This is a genomic window from Cobetia sp. SIMBA_158 (assembly GCF_046566945.1).
In the GTDB taxonomy this organism is placed as follows: domain Bacteria; phylum Pseudomonadota; class Gammaproteobacteria; order Pseudomonadales; family Halomonadaceae; genus Cobetia; species Cobetia amphilecti.
This window is the reverse complement of record NZ_JAWJYL010000003.1, coordinates 409,569-425,180: the sequence shown is the minus strand read 5'-3', so window position 1 is coordinate 425,180 and position 15,612 is coordinate 409,569. Positions and strand designations below refer to the sequence as shown.

15 protein-coding genes are annotated in these 15,612 nt (G+C 60.8%); 7 read left to right on the top strand and 8 right to left on the bottom strand.

What is annotated here, in order from left to right:
- Positions 1-865: 865 nt before the first annotated feature.
- Both R2R70_RS07755 and R2R70_RS07750 read right to left on the bottom strand, forming a co-directional pair.
- On the bottom strand, positions 866-1,771 hold the full coding sequence (locus tag R2R70_RS07755; protein ID WP_216060300.1) for a formylglycine-generating enzyme family protein: 906 nt from the start codon (positions 1,769-1,771) through the stop codon (positions 866-868).
- A 391-nt stretch (positions 1,772-2,162) separates the two neighbouring features.
- On the bottom strand, positions 2,163-2,861 hold the full coding sequence (locus tag R2R70_RS07750; RefSeq protein ID WP_216060299.1) for a GNAT family N-acetyltransferase: 699 nt from the start codon (positions 2,859-2,861) through the stop codon (positions 2,163-2,165).
- A 425-nt stretch (positions 2,862-3,286) separates the two neighbouring features.
- Between R2R70_RS07750 and R2R70_RS07745 the strand changes: the two genes are divergently transcribed.
- From R2R70_RS07745 to R2R70_RS07730, 4 genes are read left to right on the top strand one after another with little or no spacing between them, the layout of a single operon-like run.
- Positions 3,287-4,813, top strand: coding sequence for an ABC transporter substrate-binding protein (locus R2R70_RS07745; RefSeq protein ID WP_216060298.1), 1,527 nt, complete (start codon positions 3,287-3,289; stop codon positions 4,811-4,813).
- Positions 4,810-5,736: an ABC transporter permease gene (locus R2R70_RS07740; RefSeq protein ID WP_054556011.1), complete on the top strand. Its 927-nt coding sequence runs from the start codon at positions 4,810-4,812 to the stop codon at positions 5,734-5,736. The genes R2R70_RS07745 and R2R70_RS07740 overlap by 4 nt, the downstream gene beginning before the upstream one ends.
- Positions 5,733-6,650 carry an ABC transporter permease gene (locus R2R70_RS07735; protein ID WP_197738734.1) on the top strand — a complete coding sequence of 306 codons (918 nt, stop codon included), beginning with the start codon at positions 5,733-5,735 and terminating at the stop codon, positions 6,648-6,650. The genes R2R70_RS07740 and R2R70_RS07735 overlap by 4 nt, the downstream gene beginning before the upstream one ends.
- Positions 6,647-8,164: an ABC transporter ATP-binding protein gene (locus R2R70_RS07730; RefSeq protein ID WP_216060297.1), complete on the top strand. Its 1,518-nt coding sequence runs from the start codon at positions 6,647-6,649 to the stop codon at positions 8,162-8,164. The genes R2R70_RS07735 and R2R70_RS07730 overlap by 4 nt, the downstream gene beginning before the upstream one ends.
- A 216-nt stretch (positions 8,165-8,380) precedes the next feature.
- Here the strand turns inward: R2R70_RS07730 and R2R70_RS07725 are convergent, their stop codons facing one another.
- Both R2R70_RS07725 and rhtA read right to left on the bottom strand, forming a co-directional pair.
- Complete coding sequence (locus R2R70_RS07725) at positions 8,381-8,920, bottom strand: TspO/MBR family protein (RefSeq protein ID WP_244995001.1); 540 nt, start codon at positions 8,918-8,920, stop codon at positions 8,381-8,383.
- 180 nt (positions 8,921-9,100) lie between these two features.
- Positions 9,101-9,994, bottom strand: coding sequence for a threonine/homoserine exporter RhtA (gene rhtA, locus R2R70_RS07720; protein ID WP_410977732.1), 894 nt, complete (start codon positions 9,992-9,994; stop codon positions 9,101-9,103).
- Between the two features lie 159 nt (positions 9,995-10,153).
- On the opposite strand from rhtA, the gene R2R70_RS07715 reads away from it, so the two are divergent.
- Together R2R70_RS07715 and R2R70_RS07710 are read left to right on the top strand one after the other, a co-directional pair.
- Entirely contained in the window at positions 10,154-10,714 is a 561-nt protein-coding gene (locus R2R70_RS07715) for a helix-turn-helix domain-containing protein (RefSeq protein WP_410977731.1), read from the top strand.
- Between the two features lie 96 nt (positions 10,715-10,810).
- On the top strand, positions 10,811-11,848 hold the full coding sequence (locus R2R70_RS07710; RefSeq protein WP_216060295.1) for a hypothetical protein: 1,038 nt from the start codon (positions 10,811-10,813) through the stop codon (positions 11,846-11,848).
- 27 nt (positions 11,849-11,875) lie between these two features.
- On the opposite strand, the gene R2R70_RS07705 is transcribed toward R2R70_RS07710, so the two are convergent.
- From R2R70_RS07705 to R2R70_RS07690, 4 genes are all read right to left on the bottom strand, one after another.
- Entirely contained in the window at positions 11,876-12,016 is a 141-nt protein-coding gene (locus R2R70_RS07705) for a hypothetical protein (protein WP_216060294.1), read from the bottom strand.
- Positions 12,017-12,167: 151 nt separating this feature from the next.
- Positions 12,168-12,683, bottom strand: coding sequence for a DUF3455 domain-containing protein (locus R2R70_RS07700; RefSeq protein ID WP_216060293.1), 516 nt, complete (start codon positions 12,681-12,683; stop codon positions 12,168-12,170).
- 292 nt (positions 12,684-12,975) lie between these two features.
- The gene (locus R2R70_RS07695; RefSeq protein ID WP_216060292.1) at positions 12,976-13,515 is read right to left on the bottom strand and encodes a redoxin domain-containing protein; all 540 of its coding nucleotides are present in this window, start codon (positions 13,513-13,515) and stop codon (positions 12,976-12,978) included.
- Positions 13,516-13,785: 270 nt separating this feature from the next.
- A complete protein-coding gene (locus R2R70_RS07690; protein ID WP_216060291.1) occupies positions 13,786-14,355 on the bottom strand; it encodes a manganese efflux pump MntP family protein in 570 nt (189 codons plus the stop codon).
- A 384-nt stretch (positions 14,356-14,739) separates the two neighbouring features.
- Here R2R70_RS07690 and yghU point away from each other — a divergent pair, with 384 nt between their 5' ends.
- Positions 14,740-15,603 (top strand): glutathione-dependent disulfide-bond oxidoreductase, encoded by an 864-nt coding sequence (yghU, locus tag R2R70_RS07685; RefSeq protein WP_216060290.1) that lies wholly within the window; start codon positions 14,740-14,742, stop codon positions 15,601-15,603.
- Positions 15,604-15,612: the final 9 nt, after the last annotated feature.

Genomic DNA, 15,612 nt, shown 5'->3' with positions numbered 1-15,612 from the left:
GAATGAACTGATGGCAAAGCACAATGAAGCACCACCCTCAATTCAATAGGGTGTTGCACTCAGAGCCTGCATCCGCCGAGTGAAAAAGGCGAAACAGGTTGGTATCTTTGGGCCGGCGATTTTAGCGATGCGGATGATTTTTTCAAGCCGGTTCACCTTGAGCATATCGATAATTTTTTCCCAGAAGTAAAAAGCTATTTAGGGCTTGGCGCTGGGTACAAATTTATTATAGATAATGAGGGGTATGAAGATGTTTGGTATGAAGGGTGTAGTTGACGTTTCACCAAGCCAAGCCTTGGCAGCTAGCTGATAAGGTGTCCTTCGGTGTGCATTAAGCAGCCATACTCACGATGCTCTGGGCAGTCGCGAGACCACCACGCTACCGGGTGGCAAGCTGATCAGCTGGTTGTGCTACGGCTATGATGCCTTGGGCCGCCTGCGTCAGGCTGTCTCGCCGCTGCGCGAAGAGCACTTCGCGTTTGATCCGGCGGGTAATCTGGTCGAATCGGATCGCCAGGGGAGTGATGCCAGTGATGGTACGCAAGCGACCCGCTGGACGCAGGAGCGCCCGCGTGATGGTCTGGATCACACGCCTGAATCGCGAGTACGTGTCGATTTTCCCAATGCGCCCAAGCTCTCTTCCGCGATGGGCAACCTGCTCAAGCGCTATGCTGGCACGCACTATCACTACGACACCTACGGCAATCTGACACGCCGCATCGAGCCCAATGGTCAGACATGGCATTATCAGTACGATGCCGAGCACCGCATGGTCGAGGCCAGCCGTTACGCTCAGGCGCCAGCAGCAGGGGATGACACAGCCCCTCTGACTCACGCGCGCTATGCCTACGACGGCTTATCGTTTCTAAATACTTCCAGCATTAACTACACAACGAAATGTATACGTAATCGGAGTGTCATTATCTGTAATCTGTGCTGGCGCATGATAACGCTCCATTGTTAAACTGCCACCCCAGCCATCGCCATGCGGCAACCCTCTCACCACTTTTTCTTTCCCTTCGTCTGGTCCTCTGGGGTTTTTTTGTGGAGAGTTATTGTAATAATCATGCAAATACCAATCTGATACCCATTCGTAACCATTGTCGCTCATTTGGTATAAACCTAGTGAGTTGGGTGCATATATATCGACAGGATAAGGTGCAAGATTACTAAAATCTCCAGCTTGGGTTGCGGCCCTTACTTCTTCATTTGTAGGAATGCTCTTTCCTTTTTCTAAAGTACCAGTACTAGTGCCATAAGGGATAAATTCACCACCGGATCGTGCTGCATACTCCCATTGTGCTTCTGTTGGTAAAGTAAAGGGCAATGATGTGTGCTCAGCTAGCCAACTACAATACTCTTTGGCTTGATGCCAGTCTACTCCAGCGGGTACATTATCCTGACGGAACTGCATTTCGAACTCGCTAGTATTATTGATCTTATCTTTGCCCGTAGCTTGGGTATAAATATCATAGTCTGCGTATGTCACCTTAGTGGGTGACATATAAAACGTATCTAGTGTGACCTTGTGCAACGGCTTGTTATCTTGTTCAGCGCTATAAGGTAACCCTTTGTTGCTACCTGTCAGGTTGGGATCGATGGGACCAAAATCTCCCATCTGAAAGCTGCCCCCTTCAACGCGAACAAGAGCATCTTTCATTTGTTGAATAAATGTATCGATTGCTTGCTGATTGCCCTCATCAGCACTGCTATCGTGGCAAGAACTCATGCCTAGGGCAGATAGGGCCGTCAGAACGACTGCGTATTTCATAACAACTCCATAATGTCTGTCCCTTCATTATGCCATGCGCATTCGTTCCCGTGTTGTCGCTTGGACGATAATACTTTCTTCATTGGAATTCACTGTGATCCCGGCAGTGCCCTGTACTCAATGTCTCCAGCTATAATAGCGATACTCTCTATGGGGGGGGAGATGCTTTGCTGGAACAGACTGACAATATGCCACTCATGGCGAACTTACACTCTGTCTTGTGCCCCATGATCGAATACGGCAATCAATCGCTGTTGAGTATTGAAAAGGGAATCCAGGGAACAGGAGCAAGTGCTATCCATGGGAAGTGAAGCTTCCACCAGATACGACAATGCCCGGTCATAGGACCGGGCATTGTCGTATCTGGCGGAAATCGCGCACGGGAAATCGCCTAATGGTGCGCGATGTTCCGTGCGGCCGGAGGGGACTGTCGCTTGCGCTTGGCGGTGATCGTCAAGGCCTCTTCCTCGGTAAGGTCGTCGATGATCGTGTCGAGAGAGGCATTGCCTGCCGGGGGCAGGGGCGCGTGATCACCCCGCGGGGCAAGCGTCGGCACTGTCTGGAAGGCGAGGGGTCTTTCCAGTGCCATGATGCTGCCACTGCGCGTCGGGGTGCACTGCTCATTGACCAGGGTGAAGCCGTGGCGCTGGTAGAGTGCCAATGCCGGGCTGTCGGAGAAGACTCTCAGGCGCAGCGCGCGCGGGCAGGGCTGAGCGCCCGGGGAAAGCTCGGAGGCGCGGTCTTTCATCAGCGACTGGCCGTACTCCTGTTGCGTTGCCAGCTGGATCAACCAGTTCAGGCAGGCGGAGCCGACGCCACGGCCTTGCCAATGTGGCACCAGTTGCAGGTCGCGCAGATACAGGATGTCCGGCAGGGCCTTGAGGCTGATGAAGCCGACCCATTCGCCATTGATACGTATCGCGTAGTTCTCGTTGTCCCGCCAGCGCTCGCTGAACAACTCCTCGTCCCAGCTCATGCCATGCCGTTTGTAGGTCGCGAGCATGTTGCCGCAGCACAGTCGCCGAGCCGCGGCGCTCAGATAGCTGCTGCAAGCCGAATCGCTGATAGGGGTAATGCTGAGATCATCCATGATCCTGTCGCTTATTGTTGAGGGTAGGGGCACAGATGCGCGGACTGATGACCATTCGTCCAGAATAGCGGACCAGTCGGTTAGCGCATACTAATGTAATTTGCCATCTATCATCGGATGTTGGGTTGCTGCTGACAAGTGAATGCCTGTCCAGTACTTGTCCAGCCCCTCTCAAGTGTCTCTCAAGTACCAGTACAGCTTTGCCCAGTCGTAGAAGGTGGGTCGAGAGTTGCCAAAACGTAATAGTTACACTATAACATTGCGTTTTTCTTCGCTCGGCGCCTGTTGCGCGTCGGCATCCATGCTCTTGCTCGGGACGCGCGATATCGATGGTCAAATTGCTCTCAAGGCTTCGGTGGCAATACCGAACCTTCCTTCACGATCGCAGGCAGCTGGCCGTCGCCAGCGTCGCGCTGAGCCTGGCCATGGTGCAGCCCAGCCATGCGCAAGATGCCTCAGCGGCGCAAGCGTCGGCGGCTGACACACGACGTCTGGAGATCGTGGCACCCTTCGACATCAAGGGGGCGGACCCGCTGCTCAGCGGCATTCTTTTCCAGCGCATGCAGATCGTCGAGACACTGGTCGAGGTGGATGCCAAGGGAGAGCTGCAGCCGGGATTGGCGAGCGATTGGGAGGTCTTGGATGACGGCCTGGAGTGGCGCTTCACGCTCCGCTCCGGCGTGCAGTTCCATGATGGCAGCCAGCTGGATGCCGAGGTGGCGCGTCAGGTGCTCGAGATCGCACGTGCCAGGCCGGGCTTGCTGAAGTCGGTACCGGTCGAGCGGATCGTTGCCGAAGATGCCCAGACGCTGGTGATTGCCCTCAGCGAGCCCTTCGCCGCATTGCCCGCATATCTGGCCGATTATCGCCAGCAGATACTGGCGCCGGCAGCCTTCGATGAGACGGGCACCGCCCAGCAGGTCATCGGCACTGGCCCCTATCGCATGCTGCGCATGACGCCACCCTTGAGCCTGGAAGTCACCGCCTTCGAGGACTACTGGGGCCCACAGCCCGAGGTGCGCCAGGCGCGCTATCAGGCGGTGAGCCGCGCCGAGGGCAGGGCATTGATCGCCGAGAGCGGAGATGCCGACTTCACCTATGGGCTGGATCCCGCCAGTCGCCAGCGTCTCTCCCAGTCGCCGCGTGTGACTCTGGCGGCGGCCGCGACGCCGCGCACGATGCTGTTGAAGGTCAACGCCAATCATCCGGCCTTTCAGGACCCCGCTGTACGGCGTGCATTGAGTCTGGCGATCGATCGCACCGCCATCGCTAAGGTCGTGCTGCGCTATCCGCGTGGCGCCAGCCAACTGTTCCCGCCGATGGTGGAAGGCTGGCATGACCCCGAGCTGCCCGAGCTGCATCAGGATGTCGCCGAGGCGCGTGCGCTACTGGACGCCGCAGGTTGGACCGTCGGCGAGGAGGGTGTCCGCCACAAGGATGGCCAGCGCCTCGCGATCAGCCTGATCACCTTCTCGGACCGTCCGGAGCTGCCGCTGGTCGCCACGGTGCTGGAGCGCCAGTTCCACGCCATCGGCATCCAGACGCGTCTGGATATCACCAACTTCTCGGCGATTCCGGCCGGCCACCACGACGGCAGTCTCGACATGGCGCTGTTCGCGCGCAATCTGGCCATGGTGCCGGACCCCATCGGCAACGTGCTGAGCGATTACGCGGGAACCCCCAAGGCCCCCGGTGGCGACTGGGGCGCGATGGGCTGGTTCGATGCGGACTTCACCGCCGAGCTTGAGCGCATGGCACGCGAGGGCTATGGGCCCACGCCCGCAGGGCAGGACCCGCGCGCCCAGGCCAGCGGCGTGATCCAGCGGGCGCTGCCCGTGATCCCCATCGCCTGGTACTACCAGAACCTGGCGATCTCCAATCGACTGCAAAGCGCTCAGGTAGACCCCTGGGAGCGTAGTTTCGGCCTTTCAGAATTGCGGTGGGCACCATGAATCTCCCTTCACGTCTGTTGCAGCTATTGATGGTGGTGCTGATGGTCGGCGGCGCCAGCTATCTGATGATGCAGAGTCTGCCCGGCGATGCCGCCTGGCGTATCGCGGCCGGCCGCTATGGCTATGATGCGCTGGATGCGGCCGCTGCGGCCTCGGTACGCGCCGAACTGGGCCTCGAGGCACAGGGCGGCTTGCACTTCCTTTACTGGCTGGGCGATATCCTGCGCCTGGAGCTTGGCACCTCGCTGATTTCCGGTGAATCGGTGTGGGTGGAGATTCGTCATCAGCTGGGCAACTCCCTGTCGCTCGCCGGCGCGGCGCTGGGCATCTCGCTGCTGATCGGCCCGCCGCTGGGGCTGCTGGCCGGTCTGCGTGCCGGTGGCTGGCTGGACCGAAGCCTGCTGGCCGTCTGCAGTCTGCTGCGTGCCACGCCGCAGTTTTTGCTGGCGCTGGTGCTGATCCTACTGATCTCGGTGGAGATGGGCCTGCTGCCGGCCGCCGGTCACGGTGAGCCGCAGCACTTCATTCTGCCGGCGATGACGCTGGCGCTCGGTCTGGCAGCGGTATCGGCACGCCTGGCACGCGATGCCATGGCCGCCGTCACCCAGACGGCCTTTCATGATTTCGCGCGCTGGAAGGGCCTCAGCAACGCCCAGACCTTCTGGCGTCACGGCCTGCGCCATGTGGCCTTGCCGCTGGTGACCTACCTGGGGCTGCAGTTCGTGACCCTGGTGGAGGGTGTGGTGGTGATCGAGAGCATCTTCGGCTGGCCGGGCATCGGCCATGCGCTGGTGCACGCCATCTTCTCGCGCGATGTGCCGATGGTGCAGGGCACCGCCCTGGTGCTGGGCGTCGGCTTTGTCTTGATCAATCTGCTGGTCGATCTGCTGGGTCGCCAACTGGACCCACGGGGTGTGAAATGAATCAGGTGGTGGAAGGGCTTGCGCCGCAGCGCGTGGAAGCCGTGCGTCGTCCACGTCTCGACTGGCCGTTGCGCCGGGTTATCGGCGCCGCGATGGTCGCCAGTCTGGTGCTGCTGGCCTTGCTGGGCAATCTGGTGATACCGGGAGACCCGCTGGAGCAGCATCTCTATCGTGCGCTGCAGGGCGCGGATGCCGTCGGTGTCTCTGACGCCGGCGAGGTGATCACCAGCGCCCCGCTGGGCTATGACCACCTTGGGCGCTCCCTGTATCACCGCCTGGTGGCGGCGCTTGGGCTGTCGCTTTCCATTGCCGCGGGGGCGGTGATTCTGGCCGCGTTTTCAGGCATCTCGCTGGGCCTGCTGGCCGCGGGACGCGGTGGCTGGGCCGAGCGCCTGTTGAGCCTGGTGGCAGACAGCCTGCTGGCATTGCCGGGGCTGCTGCTGGTGCTGATGGTCAGCGTCATTCTGCCGTCGACGCCGCTGGCATTGTGGTTGGGTCTGTCGCTGGTGCTGTGGGTGGAATTCTTCCGCCTGGCCCGCGCTACCGGTCGCAGCGTGCTGGCGAGTCCCGGCGTCGAGGCCAGCCGTCTGCTGGGCTTCGGGGCCTGGTACCGGTTTCGTCATCACCTGTGGCCGGAAATGGCGCCCGTGATGATGACGGCGATGGCCTTCGGCATGGCCAATGCCCTGATGGCGATTGCCGCGCTGGGCTTCGTGCACGTCGGCATTCCGGAGCCCACGCCGGAGCTGGGCACGATGATGGTCGAGCTGTTGCCGTATTGGCGTGAAGCGCCATTCGCGCTGCTGACGCCGGTGTTGGTCACCTTCCTGCTGTTGCTTGGGCTGTTGCTGATGTCCGGTAGCAAGGCCAGAACGTCAACCGCCGCGGACACCCTCGAAGGAGCGCGCCCATGAATGTCGCGACAATGACTACGCCTGCCTCTTACACGCGGCATGGGGCAACGGCGGATGATGTGGTACTGAGTGCCGAGGATGTGAGCGTGCGGGTCCGGGGCGCGCAGACGGCGCTGCTGGAGCCTGTCTCGCTTGCGCTCAAGGCTGGGGAGCCGCTGGTGGTGATCGGTGAGACGGGGTCCGGCAAGAGTCTGCTGGCTCAGGCACTGCTGGGCACGCTGCCCCCGGAGCTTGTGGCCTCCGGCAGCCTGTGGCTCGACGGCGAGCAATATCCTCTGCACACGCCAGAGAATCGTCGCCCGCTCTGGGGTCGCCGCCTAGCGGTATTGCCCCAGGAGCCTTGGCTGGCGCTGGACCCGCTGATGAAGGTGATTCGTCAGGTCGGTGAGGCATATCGACTGGTCGCGGGGCGTTCGGCGCAAGCCTCCCACGCGGCCGCGCGCAGTGATCTGGAGCAGTTGGGTGTCGCCGCGGCCAGCGAGCAGTTGCCGGGCAAGCTGTCCGGTGGCATGGCGCAACGTGTGGCCTTTGCCGCTGCCCGCGCCGGCGGCGCGCCGCTGTTGATCGCCGACGAGCCGACCAAGGGGCTGGACGCCGCCCGCGTCAGCGAGATCGGCGAGCTGCTGCTCAAGTCACTGGCCGAGACACCGCGTGCCGGCTTGATGGTCATCACCCATGACATGGCGTTGGCGCACCAAATCGGTGGCCGCCTGATGGTAGTACGCAGGGGGCAGGTGATCGAGCAGGGCGCGACGCGTGACGTGCTGGCCGCGCCGACACATGTCTATACCCGACGCCTGGTGAATGCCGCGCCGCAGGCCTGGCCGGAGGCCGCCTTCAAGCCGGCAGCCGACAGTGTGAGCGGTGATGGCAAGGCGGCAGGCGAGACCATCATCCACGCCGAGAATCTGACCATCGCGCGCGGGGACACCACACTGCTGCGTGACGTGGAACTCAGCGTGAAGGGCGGTGAGATCATCGGCGTTCAGGGCGCTTCAGGCTGTGGCAAGTCATCGCTGGGCGATGCGCTGCTCGGCCTGTTGGCACCGCATTCAGGGCGCGTGGTCCAGCATGCCGTACGCCTGGAATATCAGAAGCTCTATCAGGACCCCGTGGCGACCTTCCCGCCACGCCGGACACTGGGGCGCCTGTTGAAGGATCTCAGCGCACATCATCGTCTCGATGACAGCCAGCTGCCGCAGCTGATGGAACAACTGCGCCTGGCGCCGGGATTGCTTTCGCGTCTGCCGGGACAGGTCTCGGGTGGCGAGCTGCAGCGTTTCGCGCTGTTGCGTCTGATGCTGATCAAGCCGCGCTTCGTGTTCGCCGATGAGCCAACCTCGCGTCTTGATCCGCTGGTTCAGCAGGAGGTGATCGCCTGCATGGTGAAGATGGTACGCGAGCAGGGCACGGCGCTGGTGCTGGTCAGTCATGATGCGGCACTGCTGCGCAAGGTCGCGGATCGCGTGCTGGTAGTAGAGGAAGGTCGCTTGAAGGCGTGTCAGGAAATCTGATCGCTCACCAGGCCCGCACGGCGGCGCCAGAGGACCGCAAGGCATCATCGCAACAGCAAGAATTGCACCAGAAAGACGACGCTTGATACGACAACGCCCGGCCGAGACTCATGCGAGTGTCGGCCGGGCGTTGTCGTTTGGTGTCCGCGAGGGATGTTCTGGCGTCGGGGCCCGAGTGCTGGCCGCTCTTCTGTCGTCAGGTCGATCGCTGACGATTCAGCCGCCCAGCAGGGCCGGATTGGCTTGCCAGACGGACCAGGTCAGCGCACTGGCCAGCGTTACCCACGCCAGATAGGGCAGCATCAACAGCCCGGCCAGGCGACTGATACGCCAGAAGGCGATCAGGGTGACGGCGATCAGCGCCCACAGCACCAGCACGTCGATGAACGCCGCCTGACCGAGATGCCAGGCGAAGAACAGCCAGCTCCACAGGCCGTTGACGACCAGTTGCACCACGAACAGCCCAAGCGCCAGACGATGGCGCCAACGGAAGCCATTGCTGGCATGCAAGCCATCGCGCGCGACACGCCAGGCGGCGAGCGCCATCATCACGAACAGCGCCGTCCACACCGGCCCGAAGGCGCCCGCCGGCGGGGCCCAGGCCGGTTGGGTGAGGCTTGCATAGAAGGTCTTGGCGTCAACCGAGGCCAGTGCGCCGATGGCGGCAGTGAGGAAGCTCAGCCCGAACCACACCACCATCTGGGTGGTGGAGCGCGCAGCGGAGGGTGAGGAAGACGCGGAACGTGGCGATGTCATCTGGCGGTCTCCTGTCTCGAAAAGCGTGATAGAGAAAGACACGATATCCCACGCTGCGTCCTGATTCACCGTCCCGTTCTTCCTGAAAGGGCACCTGAACGGTTCAGCTGAGAGTTACGTCTGCACGGTTCAGCTGAACGGAACATCTGAACGGCTCAGCTGCAGTCGGCGGGGACATCCTCAATCCGGCACCGGCCCATCGAAGACTTCCTTGCTGCGACCGGTCAGCGTCGTGCCCACCGAGGCGGCGATGACCAGACCGATGGCGAGCCACTGGAAGATGCCCAGCGTCTGACCGAGGAACAACAGGCCGGAGAGCGCCCCGAAGGCGGGTTCCAGACTCATCAGGGTGCCGAAGGTGTGGGTCGGCAGGCGCGGCAAGGCCACCATCTCGAGGGTGTAGGGCAGCGCGGTCGAGAGCACCGCGACGGCCAGTGCCAACGGCAGGATATCCACGGAAAACATGGCGCTGCCGGCCTCCATCAGGCCGACGGGCGCGACGACCACTGCCGCGATCGTGATGCCCAGCGCCGCGCTCTGGGTGCCATTGCCTGCGCCGGCCTTCTGGCCGAACAGGATATACAGCGCCCAGCAGAGGCCAGCGCCGAGGGCGAAGGCGGCACCGACGGGGTCGATCGGCGCGGCGGTGTCCTCACCCAGCAACAGCAGCAGTACCAGCCCGGTGATCGCCAGTGCCACCCAGCCAAGATCGATCCAGCGGCGCGAACTCAGCAGCGCCACGGCCAGCGGGCCGGTGAATTCCAGTGCCACGGCGATGCCCAGCGGTACCGTCTTGAGGGCCTGGTAGAACAGCAGGTTCATCACGCCCAGCGCCACGCCGTAGATGCTGATGGACTTCCAGGCCTTGCGCGTCACCGGCTTGCGCCACGGGCGCAGAATGGCCAGCAGCAGAATCGAGGCGATGATCAGACGAATCGCCGTCGCGCCCGCCGCGCCGATCATCGGGAACAGGGAAGTGGCCAGCGAAGCACCGCTCTGGATCGAGCACATGGCGACCAGCAGCATGGCGACGGGCCACAGACGAGAAGAGGAGGCGGCGACGGCAACGGACATTGAAGTCTCCTTGAGCGATCCAGTGGATGACGGGCATGGTCAGTCAAGAACACATGCGGCATGATTCAGGGACATTGAGGTAGCAAGGGAAGGGAGCTTGAGGCCAGTAGGATGCCGGCTTCCCTCATCGTCAGCGGGATTGTACGGATGCGCACTATATTGCACAACAGTAAAGATCGACCCGATGTTCTGGTCCATGTCGCGGCCAATGTTCGCCGTCTGCGTCTGGCCGCCGAGCTGAGCCAGCAGGCACTCGCGGATCAGGCCGAGATCAGCCGCCGCATGCTGGTGAACATCGAGAAGGGCGACGTCAATGTCAGCCTGGGCACGCTCGACAAGCTCGCCGAGGCGCTAGGGGTGCTCTTCTACGCGCTGGTGCAGCCTCCGGAAAGCGAAGACTCGGCACGCATCAATGAGGTGGCGTGGGTCGGGCAGGCGCCCGAAAGCCGCGCCGTGCTGCTGGCCAGCAAACCGGCGACCCAGGAAGTCGAGTTATGGGACTGGACCCTCGCCCCCGGCGAGCACTATGACTCCGCGCCCGATGATGCCGGCTGGCACGAGATGCTGGTGGTCACGCAAGGCGAGCTGACCCTCACGCTGGAACACGAGGAAATCGTCATTTACGCCGGGGATTTCCATGTCTATCCCAGTGATCAGGCCTACCGCTACCACAACACGGGCACCGGGATGCTGCGTTTCATTCGCAATGTGCTGCACTGATGGTGATTAAGGTTCAAGGTCTTCAAGTGGTTAGCACGAACTCAATCCCGCATGGCCTGTCCCATTGTCATGATGTTTCATTTCAAGGAGCCATGCATGGCGAAGGTACGTATCACGCAACAGGGCACGATCCATTGTTTTCCGGCCGGCTTGAAGGATGAGGAGGGCAAGCTGGTGAACGCGGAAATTTCCGCCGTGGCCTATGACGGTGAGCGTCTGTTGATGGCGAGTGACAAGCCGATCCCGGGCGAGGGGCGCTCGGCGGTCTTCTCCTTGCCACTGGATTCTCGCGGGCCGGATGACAGTCAGCTTGAGTATCTGACCACGCCGTTGATCCGTCAGGCGGTCAAGTATGAAGACTTCGCGTTGACCACCGATGGCCGTCACATGTTGGCGACCACCGGGTTTGATCGCATCGACAGCGAGAGCCATGCCCTGAATGCCTACAACCATCTGTTGATCTGGCCACTGGGTGAGCCAGACAAGGTGCAGGTGGTCGACCCGGACCCGCGTGACGGGGTCGAGGGCTCACTGGAGTTTCGTCAGAAGCTGGAAGCGGCCATTGGCCAGCCGTACTACAAGATCGAAGGTCTGGCGGTCGTCCCGAGTGACAAGGGTGATGGGCTGATCCTGTTCGGGGTGCGCGAACAAGGCAACTCGCATGATGACTTCGCGTACGTGCGTCGCGTCATCGGGGCGCGCTATGCCATGACCGACAGCGACAATATCGAGTTCATCGAGGACCTTCACGACGTCTATGCCTTTGATCCCGCCCAGTATGAGGGAGTGAATCACGAGTGTGGTCTTTCGAGCCTGGAATATGACCCCTATCACGCACGTCTCTATCTGGTGACCAGCTTCGAGACCGAGCAGGGCAGTGAAGAGGTGATCGGGGGCTATCTGTGGGTGCTGTCGCTGGCCGACTTCCATGCAGGCAAGCCCCCTACGTTGGTGACGCATGAGGGTGGTCGCGTGCTGGAGTTCGAGCACAAGGCGGAAGGGCTTGCGGTACTGGATCGCGAACGGCTGTTCGTGGTCTATGACAATGATCGCAACCATGAGCTGGGCAGCGTGGATGAACGCGATGAGCGCCACTCCTGTGAAGCGCCCTATACGATGCTGGCACTGGTCTGACGGCAGCTTATCGGATCAGAGATCGGTTCACAGGCCGGGGAAACAAACCCCCGGCTTTGGCACCGAAATGGGAGGCTTGACCGTCTTCGTTATGGCCTCCCTGATCACCTCTTTTAGCGTCGCGGTTATCGCCTGCATGATCACCGGATTTTGCTTGTTAGACTTCATGCTGAATCATCATTTCCCCGCCAGGATTGATGACGACAAAGCCCCGACATGGCTAGGCATGTCGGGGCTTTTCATGATCGCACCTTCCCTGTGTCAATGCGCTTTGTCACACGACATCGAGTGGTGAATCCATTTTATTCAGGGCTTGAGATTACATGGCCTTGTAGAACAGATAATCGGCCTGGTACATCACGATTTCGACCTTGTCCTTGTGAGCTTCATCACAGGCCATGTCAGGTGCGGCACCGCCCTGGGTATTGAGGCGCTGAACATAGGTGACGCCCTGCATATGCCCTTCACCGTCGGCCGGGTTGGCCTCGACCAGCTGCAGCGGAATATTGCCCTTGCCGTTGGGCTCTACCGCCAGCTGTGTGCCGGTGATCTTGGAGCCATCCATGGATTCCCAGGTGGCGGGCGGACCATAGTATTTGCCGACCTGCTTGCCATCGGCATCATTCAGCGCGGCATCCGGACCCTTGAAGACCCAGCCCATGGTGCCATCGTCCTTGGCTTCGCAGGCCCATTTGATCTTGCCGACACCGACGGTTTCCATGGCGACTTCATTGCCTTCTGGCACCGTGACGCTCTCGGGAACCTCCATGGCCTGAGCCAGCGGGCTCAATGCGAGGGCAGCGAAAATACCAGAGATACAGGCGATTGTTTTCATCTTGACGACTCCGTAGACAGATAAGGTTCAGCTAGCGGTTGCAGGTGTGTCGTTGTCTCCCTTGCACTGTTCATAACGCTGGCCTTTCTCGTCTGGATGTCACGGAATCACATTTTTTTTCGTGGTTATTCATGGCTTATTTTCAGCGCCTATCAGCGGCGTCATGAAAAGAGACCAAAAGCGCAAAGCGGGCAAGGTGAAGGCCAGGTGGCAAGCAACAGGTCCAGATACACAGACGCCCCGCAGCACGAGGCTGCGGGGCGTCTGTGTGACGGCGTGAACCCTGAAGGATTCAGTCGTAATCGCGGGTGCCGCGAATCGGGTAGTCATTATCTGGCTTGCGGATGAACTCGATGCCCCCGATGAGGGTATCCAGATCAGGGCGCACGAAGGGCGCGTTGGCGATCTCCTGAATCTGGATCTTGCCTTCGCCATTGACGATGAAGAAGGCAGGCTCCGGGAAGTCGTGATCGGTTTCCTTTGCGCTGCGCGGCGTCGAGATGAACAGTCCCAGCGATTGCATCTGTTCGAGGGTCAGCCCATACGCGAGCGGGAAGTTGACCTCCAGCGACTCGCGATGCTGCGTGAGCTGCTGCTCATCATCGGCAGACACGGCGACCAGATCGACGCCCTGGGCGCTGAAGCGCTCGCGATAGTTCTCCAGCTTGTTGAGAAACTTGGTGCAGATCGGGCAATGCTTGCCGCGATAGACCACGACCAGCTGCCAGTCATGCTCGCCCTGGGGCCTGCCGAGGGTCAGTGCCTCACCGTCGCTGCGTTTGACCTGGATGGCCGGGAATTCACTGCCTGGATGAAGCTTGCGTGTATACATGCAATCTGACTCCCTTTGGAAGATCACGGCGTTGGCTTTCATGTCACTGCTGATCAGGCGGCGGATATCACGTGTCGGGATATCACGTATCTGGGATATCACGTATCTCAGAAATCAAGCGCCTTGAATGACCAGCGACAGGATACGCCATGTGTCCCCCTTGAATGACGCCATTGTCAGGGTTTTCAAGGGGGCCCTTGGCGCAACGCGACGGTGCGTTCATCGCCAAGGGCCGCCACGGGGCCGTTCGGGGCGCTTTTCAGCAGAGGATCAACCCAAGTAGCCGGTGTGATCCAGCAGGATGGTCGTGCCGATGCCGATCAGCACCAGGCCACCGATGATTTCTGCGCGCTTGCCGACCATCTTGCCCAGCACACCACCCAGCATCACGCCGGTGGTGGCCATCACGAAGGTGGCGGAACCGATCGCCAGCGCAGTGGTGACGATGTTCACGCCCGCAAAGGCAAGCCCGGCACCCACGGCCATGGCATCGATACTGGTGGAAAGGCCGGTCAGCATCAGGCGGGGCAACGACTGCGGGGTGGTGCAGTCCTCGTCTTCCTCGTCCTTGGAAAGCCCTTCATGAATCATGTGCAGACCGAGCAGCAGCAGCAGGGCGAAGGCGATCCAGTGGTCCCACTGTTCGACGTAGACGGCCAGTGAGCGACCGATCAGCCAGCCGATCACGGGCGTGATGGCTTCGATGACCCCGAAGATGAGGCCGATACGCAGGGCGTCTTTCAGAGAGGGACGACGTATGGCGGCTCCCTTGCACAGGGCGGCAGCAAAGGCGTCGCAGGACATGGAGAAGGCGAGCAGAAATGTCGGTAGCAGAGGCATGAGTCAGGATGTTCCAGGCCGGTTGCGAGTCAATAACAGAAAGACACCACCGGCCGGAAGCGTCTGACTGTCATTGGTCTCGCCGAACCTCGTCCTGACTGATCACGGGCATGATCGGATAGGTGGGTCCTCGGTGCCACGGCAATGCCTGCCGACTATGTTGACATCCGAGACTCTCGTTGGGTGACGAAAGCGGGCTACTCCCCAAAAACTGGTGGCATTCTAGCAACAAAATCTTGTCATTTCATCCCCTTGTGTCACGAGCGCCTTACCTTCATAACTTGTCTACCGAGTCAGAGCGGCGCCACGCCGACGTGTCTGACGCCACCGAAGTCTTGAAGCGTCAGTCTTGAAGCTTCAACAGGATGCCAAGGAGTCAAGGGTATGAGCGACAGTTATCAGCCACCCAAGGTCTGGACATGGGAAAGCGAGAGTGGCGGCAAGTTCGCCAGTACCAATCGGCCGATCGCGGGCCCGACGCATGACAAGGCGCTGCCGGTCGGCGAGCATCCCTTCCAGCTCTACTCCATGGCGACACCCAACGGCGTGAAGGTCACCATCATGTTCGAGGAGCTGCTGGCGCTCGGGCATAGCGGTGCGGAATACGATGCCTGGCCGATCCGTATTGGCGAGGGCGATCAGTTCGGCAGTGATTTCGTCGCGATCAATCCCAATTCCAAGATCCCCGCGCTGATGGACAGAAGCGGCGAGACGCCGATTCGGGTGTTCGAATCCGGCTCCATCCTGCTGCATCTGGCCGAGAAGTTTGGCGCCTTGATCCCCAAGGACCCCGCCAAGCGTGTCGAAGTCATGAACTGGCTGTTCTGGCAGATGGGCTCTGCGCCGTACCTGGGCGGTGGTTTTGGCCACTTCTATGCCTACGCCCCGGAGAAGCTCGAGTACCCGATCAACCGCTTCGCGATGGAGACCAAGCGTCAACTGGACGTGCTGGATCGTCAGCTGGCCGACAATGCCTACATCGCCGGTGACGAATACAGCATCGCGGATATCGCCATTTATGCCTGGTATGGCGCACTTGTCGAAGGCAAGCTCTATGACGCCGCCGAGTTCCTTTCCGTGCAGGACTACACGCACGTGCAGCGCTGGGCCAGGTCGATTGCCGAACGCCCGGCGGTCAAGCGGGGTCGCATGGTCAATCGTTTCTGGGGAGAGCCGCAGGAGCAGTTGATCGAACGCCACTCGGCGAGCGACTTCGAGACCAACACCGAAGACAAGCGTAGCGACTGATTATCGCGA